The organism is Parvibaculum lavamentivorans DS-1 (assembly GCF_000017565.1).
Taxonomy (GTDB): domain Bacteria; phylum Pseudomonadota; class Alphaproteobacteria; order Parvibaculales; family Parvibaculaceae; genus Parvibaculum; species Parvibaculum lavamentivorans.
Genome location: NC_009719.1, coordinates 57,355 through 78,669, shown reverse-complemented (window position 1 = coordinate 78,669; position 21,315 = coordinate 57,355). Strand labels below are relative to the sequence as shown.

The following is a 21,315-nucleotide window of genomic DNA, read 5'->3' as shown; positions in this document are numbered from 1 at the left end:
GCCCTCAGCCCGACGGGTCGGCGACGACGAATGTTGTCTGCACCCGCATGGTTCCCGGGATCGCGGGAACGAAAGGAAGGAAGGTGAACCGCGCATCGGTATATTCGATGGCGATATCGCCCGTGCGACCGACTTCCGTCTCCCTCCATTGAGGATCGAGCAGCGATATTCCACCACGGTCGATAAGCGGCGCATAGGCATCGACCACGGCATAGATCGCGTCCGCCGCGCGTTGTGTGCGCTCCTGATCGCTGAGGCCGGCGACAGCGGCGCGGCCGCCTTCCGTCACGGCATAGGACAAGGCGATGCGCGTGGCGAACTGGAAGCCGTAGGAAATGGTGCCAAAGAGAATGGCGAGGAAGACGGCGGCGATGAAGGCGAATTCTATCGCCACGGAGCCGCGCTCATCGCGACCAAAGCGCGACAATGCGGGCGCTCCCCCGTGAGAGGGAGCGCCGCGCAGACCGAAACTCATGTCACGCAAACAGGCGAACATCTGCGAGCAGGCGGCGGATCAGCCGCCACTCGCCGGCGCGGCCTCGGACAGATCGTCACTCACGCTCTCGAAGACACCCTGCAGGGTGCCGCCGATACCGTCGGGGCCTACAAATGCCCACAAGCCAACCGCAATGCCGGCCGCGAGCAGCCCGTATTCGACCGCGGAGATGCCGCTTTCATCTTTCATGAAGCGACGAAGAAAAACCTTGCTGCTTTCAGACATAGAACCCTCCTTTATTGCCGTTTCCGGCACCCATCCTCGACTTTGCACTATTCCGGCACTCCCACTCCCCGCCGAAATTCCCAAATTACCAAGTCACCCCAATAAACTATGCCCCTGAACTCGTTATCAAATGTCCTAATAACCACTTATTCTATTCAATAATCAGGTTTGTTTTCATTCAATAGAAAATGATTATTTTATACATAACTCATCAGTCGTTCCCATAACTCACGGAGAGGCATTTGGTTCCCGCGCCAGAGGCTTTCCGATGTTCTCCAGATACTCATCATAGATGCGGCTTCCTTCCGTCCCGCTCATGGGCTTTGCCTTCCCCTTCGCGGCATATTGCGCATCGAGGACGGTGTCAGCGCCGGAAGCGGCCGGGGCGGGCGGCGGGCTCTGCGTCTCGCAGGCCGCCAGCAAGAAAAACGCGGCGACAATGAAGACCGGCCGCACTTGATCCATGGTCATTACATATCCTCCCTGGCCTCGCCGCCCGCAGGCTGATGGTTCCTGACCCAGGACGCGGCAAAATCACGAACCTCGGCACGCTCGCGCGATGCGGGAATGCCTGCGAGCAGGCGGCGCGCCTCCGCGTCCTTTCCCGCCATCATCAGCGCGATGAGCAAATTGTTGCGGATCGAACCGGAGGCCGGGTCGAGCTCCTGCGCCTGACGCAGATTGAATTCAGCCGCCTGAAGCTCGCTGCCGCCGATGCTGAGCTGCGCATAGCCTAGATTGTTCAAGAATTCCGCACTTGACGGGCGAGCCGCGACGGCCCGGGCGAATTCTTCGGCGGCGCCCGGCCAATCGCCCTGAGCGGCCTTCACACGGCCCAATCCATTGAAGCCGTCCGGCGCAAGGGGGGTGGTGCGGAGTGTGGCGAAGGCGGCGCCCGCCTGCTCATACTGTTCGGTGCCGAGCAGGGCCTCTCCGTAGAGCTGCTGAAAATAGGGCGTCTTCTTTTCCTTCACCGCATATTGATCGAGATAGGCCAGCGCGGCGCGGTAGCGGCCCTGGCTGAGCAGGCCGTTCACCACGCTCAGATAAAGCTGCGAGGTCGACGTACTGTCGAGCGACTGGACTTCGCTTGCCTTTGGCGACACGGCGGTCATTGGATCGAAGCCATATTCGGCGCATGCGCCGAGGGCCAGACAAAGAGAGAGTGCCGAAATCCGTTTCATGGCGCGTTGCCCCGCTTGCCTATCTGTTCGCCCGCAACCTCCAGCGCGCCCTGCAGCGTGACCACTGCGGGGCCTGCCAGCACGATCAACAGCACCGGCATGAAAAACAATATCATCACCAGGGTGAGCTGCGGCGCCTTGCGGCCAACCTGTTCGCGCGCCATGCCCATGCGCTTGTCGGACAGATCCACGGAGAAGCGGCGCAAGGTAGTGCTGAGCTCGCCGCCCTGAAACAAGGCCTGCTTGATGGTCGCCGCAAGATCCTGCCCTTCGTCGAGACCCAGCCGCTGGCCCAGGCGATCCAATGCGGCGTCATAGGGCATGCCTGCGTCGATGTCGGCTATGTGGCGGCGCAATACCTTGCCGGTGACGGGCGCGGTGCGGCGGACGACACCTGCCACGTAGCGCATGCACTGGTCGACGCTCACTCCCGCGTCGAGCGCCATCAACATGATGTCGAGAACAGGCGGCAGCTCGCGGCGAATGGTGTTGGCGCGGCGATCCGCATAGACGCCGAGCGCGATGAGGACATAGCGGTAGAAAAGATATCCGAAGAAAACGCCGTAGAGAATGTCGGCGACGGCGGGTACACCGCCATCCGAACGGGCGAGGACGATGACAAGGCCGATCGCCAAGGCGACGCCATATCTCAAGGCGACGAAGACATAAACGGAGGACGGCTGGAAGAAGCCGGCGCGGAGAGCAAGCTGCCGAAGCTCCCGATTGACGCGCGTTCCTTCTATGCGGCGGCCGAGACGTTCCAGCAGGACAAGTGCCGTCTCCGTCAGCGTGCCGTATTCACGTTCGGGCGTGAAGAGAAGCGACAGCCGGGCCGAAACCTCGCGATGGCGGACGAGAAGCGTAAGTGACGAGACAAAGACGAGCGCGCCTGCCGCCAGGGCAAGTCCCGCGATCATCCATGTCAGGCCGTCAAGCACCGCCATCCCTCCTAATAATTCGCGCGAACGACATTGCGCATCATGAATGCGCCGAATATCTGCGACAATGCACAATAGATCAGAAGCTTCCTGCCCGCCGGCTCCTCGATGAACCAGCGCATGTAGTCCGTGCTTTGCACCATGACGACCGAAGCGACTATCATCGGCAGCAGGCCAAGAACCCAGGCGCTGGCGCGAATCTGCGACGTGCTGCCCCGCACCTCGCGCATGACAGCCGCACGGCGGCGAATATTGTCGATCAGATTTGACAGGATCGAGGTAAGCGATCCGCCGAACCGGAGATTTGTTTCTATCGCCGTTCCGAAGAGGCGGAGTTCATAGAGATCCGTTTCGTCGGCGAGCTGGTTGACGCTCTCGGCCACGCCGGCACCATTTGCGATCCGCCGGATCGTGGGCGAGAAGAACTCGATGACGATGGGGGGCGAGGACTGCGTGGCGCGGGCCAGCGCAACAGAGAGGCTGTTTCCGACAACAAGCAACTGACGGACACGATCGAAATAGCCGAGCATCGCGTCGGAAAGCGCGTTCATGCGCTTCCTTGCCCGGTAGTCGATAATGGCGGCGACGACGAGAAGAGAACTGAGAACCACGACAGTCGCGACGATCAAGCCGGAGAGGATGACGAGCGAGGACCAGACGCATAGAACGAATATCAGTATCGCCGTGAGCCGGTCGGCAGGCAATTCGATGCCGGCTTGATAGAGACGGTTGCTGGCGACGGTCGGCAGGAGGCGCGTCGGGTCCGGCCAGCCGCCGAAGAGAAGCGCCGGCGCTTCGGCGCCGTGCGGCCGGCCGACGACATCGCCGAGACGAAGGTTCACCTCCATGTCGCGGCGCGCGCGGCGCAACATAAACAAGGCGGCCAATCCGCCTCCGAGGCAGAGCAAGGCAAGAAGAATGGTAGAGATCTGAATCAACTATGCCGAACCTTTCTAGACAACCCGCTTCGTCTCGACTTCCTCATCCGAGAATATCTGGCGCATGGAATAGGTCGGACCTTCCATGCCCGTCACTTCGCATATTGAAACTATTCGCCGCTTGCCGTCGGACTGCCGCGCGGTCTGCACCACGATGTGAATGGCGCCCGCGATGAAGCGCCTGACAGCCTGAAGATCGGCCGAGAACCCGTGCAGGCCGATCAGCATTTCGAGACGCTCAAGCGCATCGCGCGGGCCGTTTGCGTGGAGCGTGGCCATGGAGCCGTCATGCCCGGTGCCCATCGCCTGCAGCATTTCGATTGCCTCACTCGACCTGACTTCGCCGAGAATGATCCGGTCCGGGCGCATGCGCAGGACGTTGCGCAGCAAATCGCGCGCCGTGACCTCGTTCGCGCCATCGGGGGAGGAGGGCCTCGTTTCCAGACGGACAACATGAGACTGCTGGAGCTGCAACTCGGCCGCATCCTCGATCGTGACGAGCCGTTCCTTTATGCCGATATAGGAACTGAGGACATTCAACAGCGTGGTCTTGCCGGAGCCCGTACCGCCGCAGATCAGAATGTTGCGCTTTCCCCGCACCGCACCGGAGAGAAATTTCAACATCTCGGGCGTCATCATATTGCTGCGCACGAGATCGTCACCCGTCAGCGGAATATGCTTGAACTTGCGGACCGAGAGAATCGGACCGTCCAGCGCGACAGGCGGAATGATCACGTTGACACGGGAGCCGTCGGGCAATCTCCCATCCACATAAGGCGTGCCTTCGTCCACGCGGCGCCCGATCGGACTGACGATCCGCTGGATCACATTCATCAGGTGAGTGGTGTCCCGAAACCGGGTTTGCACCAGTTCAAGCTCACCATGCCGTTCGACATAGATGCGGGCGGGTCCGTTGACGATGATGTCGTCTATCGTCGGATCGCGAAGCAGAGGCTCCAGCGGCCCGAAGCCGACGATTTCGTTTTGCACGTCCTCGATGAGCTGCGCGCGCTCGCGCATGTTCAGCGCGATGCCTCGCGACATGAGAACGACTGCGATGGCACGGGCTATTTCATCCTGCAGCGCGGTCAAGGAGATCGCCTCTCCTTCGACGCCCTGCTGATCCAGATATTCCAGCGTCAGATCGAAAACGCGAAACTTGATCTCCTGGTAGCGGTCGGAAATGCCGATGTCGCTGGGAGGACTATCCGTGCCGAGCGTATATGGCTGCATGGACTTCATGGCAGCACTCCGAGAAGTTTCCGGGCCCAGGCCTTGATCGGCTGTCTGCGCTCGTCATCCACTGCCTGTTGCGGCAGAAGGGAGAGGTTCGCGAGATGGCGGGACAGACTTTGTGCGTAAGGCGTGGAGCTGTCGAGCCCGAGCGGTTCTCCCCGGTTTACGCTTTCCGCGAGCTGATGCCAGCGCACGGGAAGTTCAATTGCCTGTCTGGCGCCGACGGCGCTTTTGATGCCCGTGGCGTCCGGCGCCATGCCGGGTGCGAACTCATGAACGACGAGAACCGGCTCGCCATTGTCGGACCGAAGCTGCCGCACGAAGCGGAGCATTTCGGCGGCACCCTTTATCGAGGTGAAGCGCTGATTGCAGGGAAGGAAGAAAAGCGCGCCATCGCCGGGAAGGCCGACAAGTTCTTCCTGCCGCGAGAAGGGACCGTAGGAGACGATCACCACGTCATAAAGAGCCTGGCATATTTCGAGCAGCGCCCGGAGGTCCTGCACGCTCACCAGCCAGTCTTCCGCATCCCCGTGAACCGCGAGAGGCAATACATAGAGGCCCGACCGCGGACAGCGCGCTAGCGCGGAATCGAGAAGCGCACGGTCAAGCCGGGACATTTCCTTTACCGCTTCCTTCACCCGAAAGGAAAGCTCAAGGCCGAGCGATATGGCGGTATTGCTGGCCGGCAAAGCGAGATCGACGAGAAGTATCCCCTCTCGCGGACGCGCGGCGGCCACGGATACACCGAGATTGACGGCAAAGTCGCCATCCTCTTCGCAGGAGCCGGCACTCAGAACGCTGACGATATGCGAGGATCCGCCGCGCGGGCGCCCGCTGGCGATATGGCGTGCCACCACGTTGCGGACATCTTCATCCGCCGCATCGCGGTCGAGAAAATCCTGTGCGCCTGCACGCATGGCGGTCAGAATCAGATGAGCACCCGACTCGTTTCCGATGACGACCATCGGCAGGTCGGGGAACCATTCACGCACGATGGAAAGCCGCTCGAACGCGGTCCGCGCGCCCAGGCGGATATCGCTATCCACCAGAACCATCTCGGGCCGGAACTGTCCGGCCACATCTTGCACATTGTCGATTGCAGGATCGGCCGACATGACGGTCGACGTCGAATCAAGCGCCTGCTTGACCTGCGCTGCCAACGGCTTGTCGCCACATATGAGGAGAACACGGTGCATCGGGCGCTACCTCATCAGACCGTGTTTGACGATGTGCTTGTCGAGCGTGTTCACGTTGAGAAGGTTTTGCCCGAGGTCCGAATCGTAGACATGGCCTTCACCGGGCAGAGGGGGCACCTCTCCCGCCTCCATCGGCGAAACGAGCCGAGGTGTTGCGACGATGATCAACTCCTGCCGTTCGCGCGCATTCTGTGTGCGCTTGAAAAATGTGCCGATGACAGGCAATTCACCGATGCCGGGAATACGATCCTCGATATTTCCCGAGGTGCTGTACATCAACCCTGCCAGCACGAAGCTCTGGCCATCGCCCAGCTCGATCGTGGTCCGCGTCGAGCGCGTCCGGAGGGCTGGAATGCGAAAGCCCTGAACGACAAGCGCGTTGGTGTAATCGAGTTCGCTCACTTCCGGGCTGACCTTGAGAACGATCCGATCATTGTCGAGAACGGTGGCGGCAACGCCCAGCTGCACACCGAATTTCTTGTATTCAATCGTCACGGTGCCATTGCCGACGCCGGATTGAGGAACGGGAATCGGTATCTCGCCACCGGCCAGAAAATCCGCGTCCTCGCCGCTTCTCACAAGCAATGTGGGCTCCGCCAAAAGCTGAGCGAGATTGGCGCTGCTCAATGCGCTGATGACGCCGAGAAGATTGCTTCCCGGCCATGCCAGAAAGAGATTGAAAGCCTGGCTGAGCGGCAGGCTCGTATCCGGATCGAGACCTGCCCCCGGCGTGTAGCCGAAGCTCGAAGAGGCGTTCGGCCCGATGGCGGCAAACTGAAAACTGTTGTCCAGACTCTGGAAGTTCAATCCCAGTGCTTTCAGGGTGCTGGTGGAGACGGCGGCAAACCGCACTTCGACCGCCACCATCCGCCGGTCGGCGACGGTCAGCATGTCTCCAGCGTCCTTGCCTAGATAAGAGCGCGCGATCTCGCGGGCGCGCTGCTGCGCTTCGAGGCTGTAGACCTGACCTTTCAGGACCACGCCCTTGCCCGTTTCCGTCGCCTTCACATCCGCAAGCGCCGGATCGCGCGCCAACTCCGATTGGAGGCCGGTAATGTCGGCACCCACCACCACGTAATAGGATTTGGACGCACCGCCGGCAAACCAGATGTCGAGATCGGTCGTGCCCTCGCTCTGGCCGAGAATGCGCAGCTCACGCGAGGAAATGACCTTGACGTCGACGATCGAGGGATTTGCGATCGCAATCCGGTCCACGGTCTGGCCAAGCTTCAGGATACGCTGTCCGCCAATCGAAATGCTGAGCGTTTCGGCGGCAAGGACCGGACCTTGCGGCAGGAGAAGAGCGGTCAGAAGAACGGCGAGCATCGGCCAGCGCACCGTCCTCAATCGATGGAACACCTGCCTCACACTGCCACCCCTTTCCCTCATCATCTATTCGAAGGCCCCCTCAGCGCGGCGTTTCGACGACGCTTTGATTGGCGCCGGAGTAAATTGTAATCCGGTGTCCCCCGGGACGGCCGGATTCGCCTTCGGATTTTGCCTCTACCGGCGCAACGGCCGCCCCCGCCGGACGCAGATCATCAAGCGCAACAAGCTCGCCGGGAGCGACTTCGCGGTCGCCCGGATTGCGGATGGCAAGCGTGATGTGGCCGAGCCGGCCGGCAAGCGCCAAACGCGCCAGCGCATTCGGCGGCGCGGCGACGGTGACCGTTCGCGCACCGGCATTCACCTGCCCGGCCTGATGCGAGAGCGCCGGCCCGACGGCCAGCACCTGCATATCCTGCAGCAGAAGCGCGCTTTTGCTTTGATCGCCTTCGCGCTGACCGAGGCCCCCTTGCTGCCCGTAGACGGCGCCCGGGAAAGTGGCAAAGACATCCACCCTGTCTCCCGCCTGGAGAAAGCCGCCGACTATGTCTTCTTCCGCAATGCGAATCGCAAAGGCACGCTGCCCCTCCGGCACCAGAGCGGCGATGCCCGCTGCCGCCGGCTCCGAACTCAGCGCCTGCTGAAAAATAATCTGCGAAGAACGGATATCGTCGGTCGCCACGCGGCCGATTGCCGATTGCGCGTCGGCAAAGCTGCCGGAGGGCGCCGGACCCTCCATTCTGCGGAGACCCAAATCGGCTTCGGATATTCTTTGCCCCCGGACGACATCGCGCGCCGCGACAAGGACCGTTACGGCGTTTTCCGCGGCGAGGCCCCTGCCGTCGTCAACCCCTGCCGGCGCGCGCGCGGACGTCGCGTCCCTGCTGGAAATGTTGGACCAGATGAGAGCAAGCGCCGCGATGATGAGGGCAATGCCAAGCCCGAGGAGAAGCAACGGACTGCGCTGCATTCGCTGCACGAGATTCATCTTGCCTTCTCCCTCACACCGACCGGCAGCGCCCCAAGCTGCCCGCATCTCCCACCTTCACCGGCATTACTGCCGCTCCCGTTCACCAGTGTACGAATCGCACCGGCGAATAAAGTCCTAACACTATAGATTCATTTTAAATCCTTTGACGCAATCACACTGACCACTTGTAAACACGGAGGGTTTCTTCGCATTGACCATGACAGCAATATGGAAATGTTGCTGACCAATATTCCCGTCTCTTTCCTCTGATCGAAGCAGCACGAAATCACACAAGTTCAGTCACACAGCTTGACGGCCATTATGGCGATATTGTGCTCAACGCACCCCTTGCGCTGCCATTCAAGACGGCAGACCGCCGGATGTATCGCGCCAAATGGTGGAAAATTCCGTTCGACAGGAGCTCACCTGCCGCCACAGAGGTCGACAAACCGTACACGGATAGTTCCGTGTTACTCAAATTAAAGACAGTACTCGTCTTTATTGTCCCCCCCTCCCCTGTACGATCTGACCTGTGGAATTCGAGGTCAGCGACCTCACAACGAGGCAGAGGGGATGATGTTCCGGAAAAAAATCAATTTTCTTGTCACGGCTTCGGTCCTTGCCATGGTTGCCCATCCGGCACTTGCGCAGGGCGTTCCCCCCCTTTCGGCGCCTTCGCCCGGTACGGTTCTTTCGCCGCCGCCCCCCTCGCCGGAACTGCAAAGGCGAGAAGTGCCGGAATTGCGCGAGGATCTGGGACTGCCGGACGGATCGGAGAAGGTGCTCAACTTCCGCGTATCGAGCGTTCGGGTGGTGGGCGCAACAGTGATCGATGAAAAGGTTCTTTCCGCGCAGTTCGACCCCTTGCTCAACCGCCAGATTACCGCGGCCGACCTTCGCAGCGCCCTCGACAGAACCAACGCGCTTTATACCGAGGCAGGCTATGCGCTTGGCCGGGCCTTTGTTCCCGTGCAGGTTCTCCAGGGCGGCGTGCTGATCGTCCGCGTCGTGGAAGGCTATATCGGCGAGATTCAGATCGACGCGGCGGACCCCGCCGTACGGAAAATGGTCGAGGGGTTCAGCCGGCGGATCGTCGCGGAGCAACCTCTTCGCACAGCGTCTCTTGAGCGCTATCTGTTGCTGATCAGCGATATTCCGGGCGTGACGCTTGGTGGCCAGCTGCAGTCGATGGATGTCTATTCGGGTGCCGCCACTCTCGCCCTCAAGGTCGAAAGCAAGAAGTTCACCGTCTCGTCGGCGGTCGACAACAGGGCCAATCTGGACGACGCACCGTTTCAGGCCTATCTGACCGGCGCACTGAACAACATCTTCGGCTTTGGCGACGAGGTTTCCATCACGGGTCTCGCCACGCCGGAGCTTGAATCGCAGCAGTATTTCCGCGGCGCTTTCTCGACCTTTATCGGAACCGATGGCCTGCGGGCTTCCGTCGGCGCGGCCTACGCCAAATCGGAAGCGGCCGACATGCCGCCCGGCATCGAACTCATCAGCACCAGCACACAGGTCGATTTCCTGATGAGCTATCCGATCATCCGCGCGACCGCTCAGACCCTCACTGCCTTTTTCGGGGCCTACATCACGGACGCGGAGAACGAACTCAACGGCTTCACCTTCAGCAAGGATGCGATCCGGGCCGCGCATATCGGGGGCAGCTATGTCGCGAAGCTCGACGAGCGCACCTCGCTCAGTTCGCATATGCGCGTGACGCAGGGATTTTCGATATGGGATGCGGGGCCGGAGAACACGCTGCACTCGCGGCTCGGCGCCACAGCCAATTTCACGAAGCTGCAGAGCGGCGCGAGCCTCGCTTACGCCGCAACCGAGCGGCTTTTACTGAGCTTCCGCGTCGAAGGCCAGTACAGCCCGGACTCTCTGTTCAGCTCCGAGGAGATCAGCTTCGGCGGCGCGCGGTTTGCGCGCGGCTACAACAACTCCGAGATTTCCGGCGATAGCGGCCTCGGCGCTTCGGTTCAGGCGAGCTACCGCTTCGATGTCGACCTGTTCGGCGGCTGGTCGGTAACGCCCTACACGTTCCTCGATCATTCGCAGGTGTGGAACACGGATGTGGACCGGCAAGGCGATGCGCGACTGCTCTCCACCGGCATCGGCGTCACGCTTTCCAACCGCCGCTGGCTGTCGGTCGGTCTTGAGCTCGACAAGCCGATAAACCGCACCCCGATCTCGCAAGACAACAAGGACCCCCGGCTTTTCGTCTCGTTCGAAGTCCGGTTCTGAAGCCCGCGAGGGAGGCCCCCATATACAAAAAAGGCCCGGCGTTTCCGCCGGGCCTTTTCGCGTGAGGGCCCCGATCAAGGGCCCCGGGGGGTTCAAAACCTATTGTCCGCGCAGAAGACCGCCCACGATGGGCAGGCCGCCGACAATACCTGTGACCGGCGCGAGGGGGCCGGAAGCAGGAGCAGGAGCGGGAGCCGGAGAAGAGCCGCCAGACGACGGTGTTCCGCCCACCGGCAGGCCGCTCAGCGCGCCTGTGACGGGCGCAATCGCACCACCGATGGTGCCGGCTCCGGTGCCAAGGATGTTGTCGAGCACGGGCATGGCTGGCGCGAGAATGCCCGAAACCGGGCTTGGCTCATTGCCGCCCACTATGTTGAGAAGACCCGTTCCCGCCTGGCCGACCTGACCCAGCGGCGGCTGGCTCGCAGGCACGAGATTTCCAAGAAGACCGCCATTGCCGCCACCAGCCGGCGTGCTCTGACCCAGCAGATTGCCCGCCACATCGGTGCCCGTCAGATCCGCGACCAGCCCGCCGCTGCCCGTCACTCCCAGCGCGGGCAGCCCGGCAAGGGCGTCCGCCAGGACCGAAACGGGCAGTGCCGATGCAACCGGGCCAGCAATGGGCGCGAGCGGCGGGTTTGCCGCCTGGCTGTTCAGCAATGCCCCGAGAAGACCGTCATTGCCGCCGGCAATGCTGGCGCCGACGAGCCCCCCGGTGTCGAGCATTCCACCAAGCATATCCGTGCCTGCAAGATCGGCCAGAAGGCCGCCCTCGCCCGCAATGCCCAATCCTGTTACCTCCGCATCGGGATCGCCCGCAAGCATGGCGGCAGCGGAGGGAACGAGACCTGAACCGCCGGAGGAACCGAGAATGGCAGTGACGGGATTGCCCGGCCCGAGCAGCTCGTCGACATAGCCGCCGACGGGATCCGTGCCGACGATGTTGTCGAGCGCACCGCCGCCGCCGGTGACGCCCAGGCCGCCGCTTCCTCCCGCCCCGGCGCCGCCACCACCGGAATTATCCGCGCGGGCGGCGACGATCCGGCTGCTGCCCCCACCGCCCACTTCCGACGACATGGCGATTTTGTCCGTTCCGCACGCGGCGAGCCCCAGACAGACGACGGAGGCCATCAATGATTTTCCCGACACGCTTCCTCCTCCCTTTCCAGCTCGCGGCCCATAAAGGCCGCCGCGGCGCTCTCTCCCTGCTCTTTTTCTAAAACGGCACGCTATGAAAGGGTGTGTGGTTATGTCTTTTTGTGTGCACTTGCTTAACCGGCCCGGTATGGCCGGCCTAGTCTTGGTGCGCATGCGGAGGATTTTCGTTTATCCTCGAGTAATGTTCAGACGCTCTGATGGAGGGCAGCGGGAGACCGGATGCGGAGGAGAAAGATGCCGCTTTCACTGACAGGGCTTCTCGGCCGCTACAGGCGCGACGAGCGGGGCGTCATTTCGGTGATGGCGGTCGGCGCGTTGTTCCTCGTTCTCGCGGTCGCCATGGTCGTGATCGACACCGGCTCGATGCTCTATGCGCGGCGCGATCTTCAGGCGGCAACGGACGCGGCGGCTCTCGGCGCCGTGCGGCAGATCGGCAATGCGGAGAACGCCGCCCGCTCCATTCTCGATCTCAATGGCTATTCCCCCGGCGACGCGCCACAAGTCGTCACCGGCATCTACAGCGCCGATCCCTCGCTCGCTCCCCGCGACAGATTTGTCGAAGCGGACGGCGCCACCGAGGCTTCACAGATCAACGCCGTGCGTGTCATCAAATATGCCGAGGCGCCGACATATTTTGCGAGCCTGTTCGGGTTCGAAAACCTGACGCGGATCAACGCGGTTTCCACTGCCGCCTACACCAAGACCGTTTCCTTTTCGGCGGGTACGCGCGTTGCCGAGCTGAACAGCGGCTTGGCCAATCAACTGCTCGGAGGCCTTCTGGGAACGACGCTGAACCTCTCCCTCGTCGACTATAACGGGCTCGCGAATGCAAATATCGACGCGTTGATGTTTCTGGACGCACTTGCTACGCAGGTTGGCCTGGAGGCCGGGTCCGACACCTATGGCGATTTGCTGAGTGGCAACGCAACGGTTGCCGATCTGGTGCGCGCCGCCGTCGATGTGCTCAACAGCGAAACTTTCGACGGAAATCCGGCGGTTGCACGGGGCGCCCTCGAGGCAGCCCTCAATCCCGCCGGAAATATTTCCGTGCCATTGAACGACATCCTGAACGCCACGCCTTTCCTTAACCGGACCATTGGATCCGTTGCCTCAGGCGCCAGCGAGGGGCAGAGCTTCAATCTGCTGGATCTTGTCTCCGGCACGGCCATGGTCCTCGGCCAGGGGAATGCCGTGAACTTCAATGTCGCCGGCGGCGTGCCGCCCCTCGCCTCCGTCTCCGGTTCCGTTACGGTTGGTGAGCCGATGGCGCGGATGGCCGTAGGAACGGTTGGGGATTTCGTGCGGACGTCGCAGGTGACTATTCAGCTGGATGCGTATATCGACACCGGCATTACGCTGCTGGCGGACGCCCGCGTCAGGGTTCCGATCCACATCAGCATGGCTGAGGGGACAGCTACCGTGTCCAACATTCCGTGTACGGAGGCTGGAACAATGACGGCGCTGGAAGGCATGACCGGTACTCTCGCGGCTCGCTACGGCACAATGGCAAACTCGACGCCCACAATCGCGACCATTCGCCTTAACGTGCCTCTCCTCGGGAATGTTAACGTCATCGATCTCACAGCCAGCGGGTCTTATCCGGTCGGCAGCAGCACCCAGGTAGTGAACTTCACGCAGATAGATGTCGAAAACCAGTCTGTGCGAACCGTATCCGCCGATACGGCAGTATTCTCCGGTCTCGCCGGTGCCCTTCAGATCGGGCAAGTTGTTTTGCTGGGTGGAATTCCGGTGCCGGGGCTTGCGGGACTGCTGACAACTATTCTGTCTGCAGTTGGCAATGGACTGGCGGTCCTCGACCCGATCATCAGCTCCCTGCTGACCACACTCGGCATAAAACTCGGCGTCATGGACATGACTGTTCACGGCGTTCGCTGCAATTCGCCGACGCTGGTGCTCTAGGCGACACTTCTCTTCAATTCGGCTCACACAAACACAGCCCGAGGGCCTAGAAGTTTCGGCGGCACAACAAGGCGACGGATGGAGACTTCGATGCGCGTGCTCATCTATGACGATGACGAGGACCTCGCGCAGGAATGCGCGGACGCTCTCACGCGGCGGGGCCACAAAACGACAACGCGGAACGGGCAAGCGAATTTCTCCGCGCTGGTGGCGGCGTTCGAGCCCGACCTGATCCTGCTCGATGTGCATATGCCGGAATTCAACGGCTTCGAAGCATTGCAGGCGCTCGCGCGGAACACCCGGAAGAGCGATATTTCGGTCATCATGATGTCCGGCGCGCGGGACAATCTGCTCGGCGCCACGACGGCCTTCTGCGAGGCGCATGACATAGGTCTGCTCGGCACCTTGCCAAAGCCCTTCGGTCTGAAGGAGCTGGACGAGCTTCTGGACAGGGCGGGAGCCGTTCGGCCGGCTTCCTGAGAAGCCTCTCTCACAAAACTCTACACAAGCGCGCCATAGCGGGACGCCTGAATTTACCGGGGGTTAAGCCGGTGGCTCTTTGATAAGGGCCGTCCGCAATCGTTGTCCTCCTGGAGTTTCCAATGCGTGCTTGTGTGCTTGTCGCCGACGACGATCCGGTGCAGTTGCAGGAGATGGTGGAGTTTCTGCAATCCATCAATGTCGACGTCATCACGGCAGTCGATGGTCACGATGCCATCGAGCAGATCACGCGGGAGCGCCCGCGCATCCTCATGCTGGATGTTAACATGCCCGGCTGGGACGGCGTTCGGGTCGCCGAAGCCGCGCGAAATCTCAATCATAAGGTCATCACCATGCTGATGACCGCCGAAAGCGAGACCTATCACTACGCCAGCCTGGCCGATTGCGGCGCGGTCGCGGTTTTCCGTAAACCGGTGCAACTCGCAAAAATCAGCGATTTCCTGCGCTCCGCGCTGGGGGAAGCCACCGCGGCCTGAGCCCGTTAAGCTTTGAACACCAAGTTCGACGCTCTTAACCTGTTGAAAAGTGGTAGGTTCTGACTAACTTCTGTCATTGAAGGACGGACAGGATGGTCAGGTTTGCGATCAAATCTCTGGTGGTACTGGTCCTGATCGGGCACGCCATCAAACTTGCAGAACCGGCGGAATCGGCGCCAGATGGCGATGTGCGCTTCATCCCGGCCAGCTATTCCGAAGAACCTGTTGCCCCCGTGGAGCAGCAGGAGATCGCCAGCCATCTTTCAGCTTTCACCAATGCCCAGATCGTTGTGTCACACACGGCGAGCGATGCTGCCGGCTTTTGCGACCGGCAGCCGCTGGCGTGCCAGTCAGGTCGCGAACTTCTCGTTCGCGTCGCGACCAGCGTGAGGGATGTCGCCGGGAGTTTTGTCAGCCGGATGGATGGAGAAGAAGAAGTTCAGGCGCGAAGTGATCCCGATACTGAATATCGTCCTCTTGACGGTTATCGCGGGTCCTACCCTCTTCTTCCCGCCGAACCGCCCGCGCGGTCCGGCGCTTTCTGAGGACCGCTCGCTTCGTCAGTTCTGGCTGGAGCCAGCCGCCAGTCTTCGCAGCTGTGTTTCCAGGCGCATTGCCATTTCGGGCATCTCGCGCTTCAGCGCCTCGACGCGGCGAAGCATGCTCTTTGCCGTCAGGTATGCGACATCGAAGCGCCGGCTGACCTGGGACGCGGTCAAGCGCTGCCCACGTATCTCGATGGCGTAAAAAAGCTTTACCCATGCGGACACGGGAAGTCGCGAGCGGTGCAGCTGCGTACCGGATGTGACGCTGTATTGACAGCGACGGCACGCCTTGCATGTCCACAGACCAGGCCTCGTCGTCAGACGGCTTGCCGCGCCTTCTGCACCGCAGTTCATGCAAACGGGGCCGGAAGGCCAACGGGCCTTTTCGAGAAGACCCCGGCAGAGCTCCTCGGATTCAAGCGTTTCCGCAATCGACCGTGTGGAGCTGCCCGTTTCCACGGCCCGGGGTTGATAGCTTCGCATCGCATATTGGGGCTCATGGGTCATTCGTTCACTCACTAGCCATTTCTTTGAGCCTGGACGAGGAGTCCCGAGGCCGCATTACGGGTTTGCGTTCCACAACGCGAACCCCGGGGAGGGATGCCGGCGAAGATGCGGCGGGGTGAGCGTTCGGTTCCGGCAAGTCCTGCGGCCCCGTGCGAGTTGGGGGGCTCTCTGCTGGCCTTCAGATTTGCAGGTCTCCTGAACTCTTCACCTCTCCGCCAAGGTCAGCCCCGGCAAACCAGATTTACTCCGTTCAACTCTCATCAATTGTCGCAACGCCCCGGGCCAAGTCATGGAGAATTAGGTCGATTTATGTAACCGCGCACTCTAGGAGTGCCGATGGCGGCTTGCCCGGCCTCCCCGCACCCGCTATCGGTTGAGCGCGGCAAAACAAGCGGAGCGGACATGACCGGGACAGTTGTGGCGGTATCGCTGAGCGACCGGCATGCTTTCAGCAAGGCGCAACTTCGCGTCATTCATCTGCTTGCGGGGCTCGGTGTCGAGGGCGATGCCCATTGCGGCAAAAACGTCCAGCATCTTTCCCGTGTCGCGCGCGATCCCTCACAGCCCAATCTCAGGCAAGTGCATCTCATCCATGCCGAACTTCACGACGAACTCGCCAAGCGCGGCTTCGAGGTGCCGCCTGGCTCCATGGGCGAGAATATTACGACGCGGGGCATCGATATTCTTGCTTTTCCCACGGGAACGCGGCTGTCGTTCGGAAAGGCAGTCATTGAAATTACCGGCCTGCGAAACCCCTGCGTCCAACTGGACCGGTTTCAACCGGGGCTATTGGCGGCCGTTCTCGGCCGGGGTGCCGATGGCGCCCTCATCCGCAAGGCGGGCGTCATGGGAATCGTGGTTGCGGGCGGCCCCGTGAAACCGGGCGACGCGATCGAGATGGAGCTGCCTGTCGCGCCGCACATACCTCTAGCTACCGTGTAGCTCGCCGCTGGCAGGCATCTCTCCGGTCAGACCCTGCCCGTCAGAAGCAGCACGATCAGCACAATGAGCAATACGCCGAGCAAGCCGCTCGGTCCGTAGCCCCAGCCACGGCTGTAGGGCCATGACGGAACCGCGCCGATAATCAGCAGAATAAGGATGACAAGCAGGATTGTACTCATGGACAGCGATCCCGATCCGGTTTGCGATAATATGGAAACGCCGGCGGGGGCTTCAGGTTCCATCATTCTCTTGCACATTTCTTTTGCTTCGGTGCGCGAGTTGAATGGGCATCATTAAATTTATACCCCCCTGCCCCTGCTCATTATTTTTTCCCAGAAGTGCTGCAACCGAATCGCGCTCGCCGCGTTTTCGCCACAGGTCTTTCACTTTTTCACCGCATCCGCACGGGAGACAGAGACATGAGCTTCATTTCCGAGGCGACGCAGCGCAAATGGGAACGCCGGCTGCGTTCGTTCTGGGTTGGCGGAGGTCTTCTCTTCATCGCTGGCATCCTGGTCGCACGGCCTCTGACAGAATCGTTCGACATGATGCGGTGGGCGTTTCCGCTTGCTATCATGGGACTCTTTTCAACGCTCACGCTGAGTGGCGTCGCGTGGCTCATGCTTCAGCTCGCGCTTGCGCAGCGCGCCGAGCGGGACATGCATATTCGTCCGCGGCCGATGAGCGTCCGGTAGACACCGAAGTTCGACTGTCACCCGCGAAGCTCCGACGCAGGCTGACATGCCGGACAACATCAGATGGACATCGGCTATCTTTTTGAGACCTACGGCGCGCTCGACTATCTCGCGCGTCTGGGGGCTGCGGCGGCGATGGGCGGTGTCATCGGCCTCGACCGCGAGGCGCATGACCGCCCGGCTGGCCTCCGCACGCATATGATGACGGCGATGGCCGCCGCGATCTTCACCATTCTCACACTTGAACTCCATGAAGAGTTCGTGCTGCGCGGTGCGCATGGCACCGCCGACCCGATCCGCATCATCGATGCGGTGACGGCCGGCGTCGCCTTCCTCGCGGCAGGCGCCATCATCCATATGCGCGGCCAGGTGCGCGGCCTCACCACCGGCGCGGGAATGTGGCTTGCCGGCGCGCTGGGCGTCGCGTGCGGCATGGAAAAATACATGCTTGGCGGGGTAGCCCTGGCGCTCGCCGCCATCGTTCTCATGGCTTTGCGTCCTCTCGAAGCGCGCCTGAGCCATCGCCGGGGGAATGCGCGGGAAAATGAAGACCAGGCGGAACGGGATGACGCCCCTCCCCGGTAGAAGCCCGCCTTCGGACACCGATGGAACTTTTTGTTCTGCGTCTCGTTATTTTCCCATCCCGGGCCGGTAACGGCTTTTCATACATGAGGTTGATTGCCATGAAACACGTTTTCGCCATGCTCGCGCTTCTCGTGGCCGGATTTGGCCTTGCTGCCTGCAACACCGTTGAAGGTGCCGGTCAGGACATCCAGCGTGGCGGCGCGGCGATCGAAGATACCGCCAACGACGCGAAGTAACGTCCTTTTAGGGACGCGCCGCGACCGTACCCATCGACAATAATCCAGAGGTGAACAAATGCTCTATTGGGCAGCAGTTTTCTTTATCATCGCGGTCATCGCGGCGGTTCTCGGCTTTGGCGGCCTCGTTTCGGCTTCCGCCAGCATCGCGCAGATCTTGTTCTTCATCTTCCTCGTTCTTTTTGTCGTCAGCCTCATCTTCGGGGTCGTACGCCGGCCTGGTCCGCCCCGGTAAATCAAGGCTGCAAAACCACCGAAAACAAGAGACGAGGGGCCTTGCCGGGCACCTCGTCTCTTGTCTTTTCCGAACGAGTGGAACCTTTCCATCAGCCTGCCGGTTTTACTTAACAGCTGCGGCTCACGCCCGGCACAGCTTCACAAACGTACCAAGGGAGACCGGCAAATGAATTGGGATCAGGTTGAAGGCAACTGGACGCAGATGAAGGGTCGCATCAAGGAAGCCTGGGGCGACATCACGGATTCGGATCTGCAGAAGGTGGAAGGAAAACGCGACCGCCTTGCGGGCCTCCTCCAGGAGCGCTACGGCAAGCAGAAAGAAGCCGCGGAACGCGAGATCGACGAATGGCTTTCGCGCCATTAAAATCGGCTGAGTTTTTACCGCCAAACCGCCGCCGCTCATCCGAGCAGGCGGCGGATTTGTCTCCTCTACAGATGCAGCCCCGTCCGTTCACGGAGTTAGTTCGATCAAGCGAAAACGCCCAAGCGCAAGACGAAGATATGCCGCGTGCGGAGCAGCTATGCCGTTGACATTGCTGAAAATATCTGAACTTTTCAAAAGCTTGGGCGTTGATATGAAGACAGGACCATAAAGGATAGCGAATGCCGTATTCGCGCCCAAAGATCGTTAGTTTCAACATGATAAATGAACGCTTAAAGCAGCAGAACACGGGTGATGGCGGTCTAGCCAAACGGGATGCCGTCGTTCGCAGTTCCATCCTCGGCCGGCGGCTGCGCGAGATGTATCGCGAAGTCGAGCAGGAGCCCATCCCTGACGAATTCAAAGCATTATTGGCTAAACTCGAATCCGGCGAAAAGAACTGAGGCCCATGAAGGACGAAAAAGAAGAGCAGCTGCCAGAGCCGCTGAGCGACGCTGAGTTCAAGAAAGAACTCGAGCAGTTGATCCCGCATCTTCGTGCCTTCGCCCGCAACCTTTGCGGCAAGCCGGATATGGCGGACGATCTGGCGCAGGATGCGCTCTTGAAGGCGTGGGGTGCGCGAAAGAGATATCGCGCTGGTACCAATATGCGCGCTTGGGCATTCGTGATCCTGCGCAACCAGTTCCTTTCTCAAATGCGCCGGTCCCGATTTACAGGCGAGTGGGACGACAGTGTTGCCGAACGCAAACTCGCCACGCCCGCGCATCAGGACCACCAGATGCAGCTTTCAGATTTGCAGCGGGCGCTGATGCGTTTGCCTGCCGCCCAGCGCGAGGCGCTTATTCTCGTAGGCGCCGGCGGCTTCTCCTATGAAGAGGCCGCCGATATCTGCGACTGCGCAGTGGGCACGGTGAAAAGCCGCGTTGCGCGGGCACGCGTCGCGCTGGAAGAGATGATCGATGGCGGGGTTTTACCCGCACGGGCAGAGAGCATGCTTACGGCAGGCGAGACGACGGATGCGATCATGAGCGCGATGGACAAGCTCACGCGATAACAAGCGCCGCAGCCGTTTCTTCTTGAAACAAAAAAGGCCGCCCTGTGGGCGGCCTTTATCATTTGCAGCGTACAACAAGAGGACGGGCCTCAGGCGGCTTCCGCTTCTTCATCATTGAAGAACAATGCCTGCCCGATAGCCGCTTTTACGGTGCTCGGAAGGAAAGGCTTCGTGATGAGGAATGTCGGCTCCGGACGTTCACCCGTCAGCAACCGTTCGGGATATGCGGTGATAAAAATCACCGGCACCCTGAAGCGCGCAAAAATGTCCTTTACGGCGTCGATACCGGAACTGCCATCGGCAAGCTGAATATCCGCGAGCACCAGCCCAGGCTTGTTCTTGCTGATCGCGCTCACGGCCTCTTCGCGCGTGACGACGGTCGCCATGATGTCGTGCCCGAGGTCTCTGACAATCTGCTCAAGATCCATCGAAATGATGGGTTCATCCTCGATGATGAGCACCGAGGTGGCCACTTGATTGTCGATTTCCTTCAACGCGGCATCGATCAGCGTCGCCACTTCGTCCGAGCTGACATCCAGCACCTGGCCCGTTTCGTGGTTGCTGAAGCCTTCCATCGCCGTCAGCAGCAAGGCCTGCCGATTAATCGGAGTCATCTGGGAGAGGCGCCCGGCGGCGATCCTTTCCATCCCGGTCGCTTCGTCCAACTGTGTGAGTTCCGGATTGGCAGTGGCCCAAATGGCGTGAAAAGCGCGGTAAAGACCTACGCGCGGGTCCATTTTCCGGTCAATGATACTATCGTCCGCAATTATTCCCTCCAGCAGGGAACGGACATATGCATCGCCGCGTTTCTGACTACCAGTTAGCGCACGGGCGTAGCGGCGCAAATGGGGGAGAAGGGGGGCGATTTTGTCTGCTAACGACATTACTTTCAGAACTCCATGGTGTAGGGGGCGATCATAACCGAGTTGCGATGCGGGAGTCTGCGAATTATCATTCGCAAAAAAGTGGCCGTTTTAGGGAACTCTCGGAAAACAAAAGAGTTTCACCACCTGTAGAAAATATTTACTCGCCTTCGGCGTTTGCCGCCGCTGCGAACGCCTTGAAGTCGACGCCTATTATGCGGTGAGAGAGTGGAAGATGAGACAGACAAGCAGGTAGGGCCAGAAGATGGCAAATCTGCGAAAGCGCGTGACAAGGTCGAGCAGAGCGCCAGACGAGAGGCGCTCGGCACGGGGCTGAGGCGTGCCTATCAAAAAGTGTTGAGTGAGCCGATTCCCGACGAATTTTCGCAATTGCTCGACCAGTTATCGAAGTCTGAACCGGAGAGTGAGCCGGAATAACGGGCGCCCCCCGG

Annotated in this window: 28 protein-coding genes and 1 pseudogene; 14 read left to right on the top strand and 15 right to left on the bottom strand. The window is 60.8% G+C overall.

The genetic code is table 11. From position 1 onward, the window contains the following. Positions 1-4: 4 nt before the first annotated feature. From PLAV_RS18595 to cpaB, 10 genes are all read right to left on the bottom strand, one after another. The gene (locus PLAV_RS18595; RefSeq protein WP_011994992.1) at positions 5-427 is read right to left on the bottom strand and encodes a TadE/TadG family type IV pilus assembly protein; all 423 of its coding nucleotides are present in this window, start codon (positions 425-427) and stop codon (positions 5-7) included. Positions 428-514: 87 nt separating this feature from the next. Continuing rightward, a complete protein-coding gene (locus tag PLAV_RS00395) occupies positions 515-721 on the bottom strand; it encodes a Flp family type IVb pilin (protein ID WP_041535770.1) in 207 nt (68 codons plus the stop codon). Between the two features lie 228 nt (positions 722-949). Continuing rightward, entirely contained in the window at positions 950-1,192 is a 243-nt protein-coding gene (locus PLAV_RS00390; protein ID WP_011994990.1) for a hypothetical protein, read from the bottom strand. After that, complete coding sequence (locus PLAV_RS00385; protein ID WP_011994989.1) at positions 1,192-1,905, bottom strand: tetratricopeptide repeat protein; 714 nt, start codon at positions 1,903-1,905, stop codon at positions 1,192-1,194. Before PLAV_RS00385 ends, PLAV_RS00390 begins: the two co-directional genes overlap by 1 nt. Continuing rightward, on the bottom strand, positions 1,902-2,843 hold the full coding sequence (locus PLAV_RS18590; RefSeq protein ID WP_168713155.1) for a type II secretion system F family protein: 942 nt from the start codon (positions 2,841-2,843) through the stop codon (positions 1,902-1,904). The genes PLAV_RS00385 and PLAV_RS18590 overlap by 4 nt, the downstream gene beginning before the upstream one ends. An 11-nt stretch (positions 2,844-2,854) precedes the next feature. Then, positions 2,855-3,730 carry a type II secretion system F family protein gene (locus PLAV_RS00375; protein ID WP_011994987.1) on the bottom strand — a complete coding sequence of 292 codons (876 nt, stop codon included), beginning with the start codon at positions 3,728-3,730 and terminating at the stop codon, positions 2,855-2,857. Between the two features lie 66 nt (positions 3,731-3,796). Then, positions 3,797-5,023 carry a TadA family conjugal transfer-associated ATPase gene (locus PLAV_RS00370; protein WP_011994986.1) on the bottom strand — a complete coding sequence of 409 codons (1,227 nt, stop codon included), beginning with the start codon at positions 5,021-5,023 and terminating at the stop codon, positions 3,797-3,799. Further along, positions 5,020-6,213: a CpaE/TadZ family protein gene (locus PLAV_RS00365; RefSeq protein WP_011994985.1), complete on the bottom strand. Its 1,194-nt coding sequence runs from the start codon at positions 6,211-6,213 to the stop codon at positions 5,020-5,022. Before PLAV_RS00365 ends, PLAV_RS00370 begins: the two co-directional genes overlap by 4 nt. A 6-nt stretch (positions 6,214-6,219) precedes the next feature. Continuing rightward, positions 6,220-7,581: a type II and III secretion system protein family protein gene (locus PLAV_RS00360; RefSeq protein ID WP_168713154.1), complete on the bottom strand. Its 1,362-nt coding sequence runs from the start codon at positions 7,579-7,581 to the stop codon at positions 6,220-6,222. A gap of 40 nt (positions 7,582-7,621) precedes the next feature. After that, complete coding sequence (cpaB, locus tag PLAV_RS00355; RefSeq protein ID WP_041535767.1) at positions 7,622-8,527, bottom strand: Flp pilus assembly protein CpaB; 906 nt, start codon at positions 8,525-8,527, stop codon at positions 7,622-7,624. 558 nt (positions 8,528-9,085) lie between these two features. Between cpaB and PLAV_RS00350 the strand changes: the two genes are divergently transcribed. Continuing rightward, positions 9,086-10,762, top strand: coding sequence for a ShlB/FhaC/HecB family hemolysin secretion/activation protein (locus tag PLAV_RS00350; protein ID WP_168713153.1), 1,677 nt, complete (start codon positions 9,086-9,088; stop codon positions 10,760-10,762). Positions 10,763-10,861: 99 nt separating this feature from the next. On the opposite strand, the gene PLAV_RS00345 is transcribed toward PLAV_RS00350, so the two are convergent. Beyond that, positions 10,862-11,911: a hypothetical protein gene (locus tag PLAV_RS00345; RefSeq protein ID WP_143710140.1), complete on the bottom strand. Its 1,050-nt coding sequence runs from the start codon at positions 11,909-11,911 to the stop codon at positions 10,862-10,864. Between the two features lie 243 nt (positions 11,912-12,154). Here PLAV_RS00345 and PLAV_RS00340 point away from each other — a divergent pair, with 243 nt between their 5' ends. The 4 genes from PLAV_RS00340 (at position 12,155) to PLAV_RS00325 (ending at position 15,362) form a co-directional block, all read left to right on the top strand. Further along, the gene (locus PLAV_RS00340) at positions 12,155-13,840 is read left to right on the top strand and encodes a pilus assembly protein TadG-related protein (RefSeq protein ID WP_041535766.1); all 1,686 of its coding nucleotides are present in this window, start codon (positions 12,155-12,157) and stop codon (positions 13,838-13,840) included. 90 nt (positions 13,841-13,930) lie between these two features. Then, positions 13,931-14,320, top strand: a complete 390-nt coding sequence (locus tag PLAV_RS00335) for a response regulator (protein ID WP_011994979.1) — start codon at positions 13,931-13,933, stop codon at positions 14,318-14,320. Between the two features lie 122 nt (positions 14,321-14,442). Next, positions 14,443-14,817 carry a response regulator gene (locus tag PLAV_RS00330; RefSeq protein ID WP_011994978.1) on the top strand — a complete coding sequence of 125 codons (375 nt, stop codon included), beginning with the start codon at positions 14,443-14,445 and terminating at the stop codon, positions 14,815-14,817. 92 nt (positions 14,818-14,909) lie between these two features. Next, a complete protein-coding gene (locus PLAV_RS00325; protein ID WP_011994977.1) occupies positions 14,910-15,362 on the top strand; it encodes a DUF5330 domain-containing protein in 453 nt (150 codons plus the stop codon). Positions 15,363-15,377: 15 nt separating this feature from the next. Here PLAV_RS00325 and PLAV_RS19825 read toward each other — a convergent pair whose 3' ends face one another. Together PLAV_RS19825 and PLAV_RS20040 are read right to left on the bottom strand one after the other, a co-directional pair. Then, complete coding sequence (locus tag PLAV_RS19825; protein ID WP_245545189.1) at positions 15,378-15,536, bottom strand: hypothetical protein; 159 nt, start codon at positions 15,534-15,536, stop codon at positions 15,378-15,380. Between the two features lie 114 nt (positions 15,537-15,650). Then, a pseudogene (locus PLAV_RS20040) lies at positions 15,651-15,845 on the bottom strand (transposase); the annotation flags it as partial. A gap of 426 nt (positions 15,846-16,271) precedes the next feature. On the opposite strand from PLAV_RS20040, the gene PLAV_RS00315 reads away from it, so the two are divergent. Continuing rightward, positions 16,272-16,811, top strand: coding sequence for an MOSC domain-containing protein (locus PLAV_RS00315; protein WP_049767667.1), 540 nt, complete (start codon positions 16,272-16,274; stop codon positions 16,809-16,811). Between the two features lie 26 nt (positions 16,812-16,837). On the opposite strand, the gene PLAV_RS19195 is transcribed toward PLAV_RS00315, so the two are convergent. Continuing rightward, positions 16,838-16,990 (bottom strand): DUF3309 family protein, encoded by a 153-nt coding sequence (locus tag PLAV_RS19195; RefSeq protein WP_041535765.1) that lies wholly within the window; start codon positions 16,988-16,990, stop codon positions 16,838-16,840. Between the two features lie 240 nt (positions 16,991-17,230). Here PLAV_RS19195 and PLAV_RS00305 point away from each other — a divergent pair, with 240 nt between their 5' ends. The 7 genes from PLAV_RS00305 to PLAV_RS00280 all read left to right on the top strand — a co-directional run bounded on the left by PLAV_RS00305 (position 17,231) and on the right by PLAV_RS00280 (position 20,000). Further along, positions 17,231-17,506: a hypothetical protein gene (locus tag PLAV_RS00305; RefSeq protein WP_011994973.1), complete on the top strand. Its 276-nt coding sequence runs from the start codon at positions 17,231-17,233 to the stop codon at positions 17,504-17,506. Between the two features lie 63 nt (positions 17,507-17,569). Continuing rightward, complete coding sequence (locus tag PLAV_RS00300; RefSeq protein WP_011994972.1) at positions 17,570-18,091, top strand: MgtC/SapB family protein; 522 nt, start codon at positions 17,570-17,572, stop codon at positions 18,089-18,091. 98 nt (positions 18,092-18,189) lie between these two features. Then, positions 18,190-18,327: an entericidin A/B family lipoprotein gene (locus tag PLAV_RS19190; protein ID WP_083762432.1), complete on the top strand. Its 138-nt coding sequence runs from the start codon at positions 18,190-18,192 to the stop codon at positions 18,325-18,327. 58 nt (positions 18,328-18,385) lie between these two features. Then, a complete protein-coding gene (locus PLAV_RS19185; protein ID WP_011994970.1) occupies positions 18,386-18,562 on the top strand; it encodes a DUF1328 domain-containing protein in 177 nt (58 codons plus the stop codon). A gap of 168 nt (positions 18,563-18,730) precedes the next feature. Next, a complete protein-coding gene (locus PLAV_RS00290) occupies positions 18,731-18,928 on the top strand; it encodes a CsbD family protein (protein WP_011994969.1) in 198 nt (65 codons plus the stop codon). 239 nt (positions 18,929-19,167) lie between these two features. Continuing rightward, positions 19,168-19,389, top strand: coding sequence for a NepR family anti-sigma factor (locus PLAV_RS00285; RefSeq protein ID WP_011994968.1), 222 nt, complete (start codon positions 19,168-19,170; stop codon positions 19,387-19,389). 5 nt (positions 19,390-19,394) lie between these two features. Then, positions 19,395-20,000 (top strand): sigma-70 family RNA polymerase sigma factor, encoded by a 606-nt coding sequence (locus PLAV_RS00280; RefSeq protein ID WP_011994967.1) that lies wholly within the window; start codon positions 19,395-19,397, stop codon positions 19,998-20,000. An 89-nt stretch (positions 20,001-20,089) separates the two neighbouring features. Here PLAV_RS00280 and PLAV_RS00275 read toward each other — a convergent pair whose 3' ends face one another. After that, complete coding sequence (locus PLAV_RS00275) at positions 20,090-20,884, bottom strand: response regulator (protein WP_011994966.1); 795 nt, start codon at positions 20,882-20,884, stop codon at positions 20,090-20,092. 207 nt (positions 20,885-21,091) lie between these two features. Between PLAV_RS00275 and PLAV_RS00270 the strand changes: the two genes are divergently transcribed. Continuing rightward, complete coding sequence (locus PLAV_RS00270; protein ID WP_041535764.1) at positions 21,092-21,301, top strand: NepR family anti-sigma factor; 210 nt, start codon at positions 21,092-21,094, stop codon at positions 21,299-21,301. Positions 21,302-21,315 lie beyond the last annotated feature (14 nt).